Source organism: Mesorhizobium sp. M7A.F.Ca.US.005.03.2.1 (genome assembly GCF_003997795.1).
Taxonomy (GTDB): domain Bacteria; phylum Pseudomonadota; class Alphaproteobacteria; order Rhizobiales; family Rhizobiaceae; genus Mesorhizobium; species Mesorhizobium ciceri.
This window is the reverse complement of the sequence record NZ_RZRP01001183.1, coordinates 1-1467: the sequence shown is the minus strand read 5'-3', so window position 1 is coordinate 1467 and position 1467 is coordinate 1. Positions and strand designations below refer to the sequence as shown.

Here is a 1467-nt window from a genome sequence, read left to right as displayed (position 1 = left end):
CCCTTACGAGCTGGTCGCGGTCGCCGGCGGCTGGCAGCACCGGACCAAAAAGGTTTTTGGCGACGCCATTCACGCAGCCTTCGGCACGGCAGCGGGCGAGGGAGCAAAAGAACTGTCGCAGGCGGAGGCGCTTGTCTTGATGTGCATTGCCTATTTCCAGCCGATCACCCGTGGCGAGCTGTCGAGCTTTTTCGGCAAGGAGGTGTCACGTGACCTGATCGGCGTGCTGCGCGCTGAGCAGCTGGTCGCCTCGGGGCCGCGCAGCCCGCAGCCGGGCGCGCCCTACACCTATGTGACGACCAAAACTTTTCTGTCGCAGTTCGGGCTCGACACGCTGCGCCAGCTGCCGGATTTCGAGGCGCTCGAGGACGCCGGGCTGCTGTCGAAGGAGAAGCTGCTGGATCATCCCAGGGTTTGCAGATATCGACGATGATGGCGCCAGCGCCGCGCTCGACGAATAGATGATCCCATCACGGCGGGACACACGCGATCTCGCCGCTCGTCACATAGAAGATTGCGCCACGCACGCCGTCTGGTCTCGCCGGCTGGGTCCTTCGCGTGACGGAAGGGAGGTGGCGGCACGCGTCCGCTTGTCGATGAAGGATAAGCGAACAGGCAATTGATCGAGCCTGGTCGCACATGTCGATCACCATTGAGAGCTCTCGAAGGGAGAAAGTTCAATTGAACCACGTCTACCTTGAGCTTCTCGCGACGATTGAGGCGTTAAGATCCAGCCCATCGGGGCGACCATTCAGACGCTGATGGACAAGGTTCGCGACCTTTCACAGACGATCAAAGCCCTGAAAGACGATCTCCACCAGACAGCCGGCTATGGCCTGCTAAGAACCTAGCCAGCCGGCGAGTGCCCATCCCGGCCATTGTCAGCGAGGCGGCCATCCCAACAAGATCGCCTTGCCGCCACCGCCAATGGCGGATGCTGACAGCAGCGCCATAAGAACGCCAACGTAGATGGGGAAGATCATCCTCGGGCTATTCGTCCTTCCAAATGACAGTCTTCCCCCGAAAATCCCAATGAAATTTGAGGTTGGCTTTCAGTACCTCGGTGGGGATCCTCGGCTCGATCGCTGTGTGGAGAGCGTTATACGTTTCTCGGCAGAAGCTCGGCGGCGGGACATTCAGCTTGTACCCCGACGGGTACCTAAAATCTTGCTGAGAATTCATCAGGTCAAGGTTGTTGGCAATCATCTTCACGTTCCCAATCGGCGGCATTCCTAGGGCCACTGCGGCTTCGTAAATGTCCTCGATCTTGTGACCGAAGCCGAGCCGGAGACCGCGTTTCGACACGCCCTTTGAAGCTAGATACGCTTTCAAGAGGAGTTCTAGGTGTGAGCTTTCGAGAGGTTGTCCATTCGGACCGGACCGAGGAGACTGGAGTTACCACGCTTCAGCATCCATCGGAGGGTCCGAATGAACATCCACAAGAATGCCCGTCTCACACCGCTGCGT

General features: G+C 59.0%; 1 protein-coding gene. It reads left to right on the top strand.

Annotated elements, in window-relative coordinates:
* Positions 1-433: SMC-Scp complex subunit ScpB (locus EN991_RS36015; RefSeq protein WP_164769650.1), on the top strand; the 433-nt coding region annotated here is incomplete at its 5' end.
* Positions 434-1467 lie beyond the last annotated feature (1034 nt).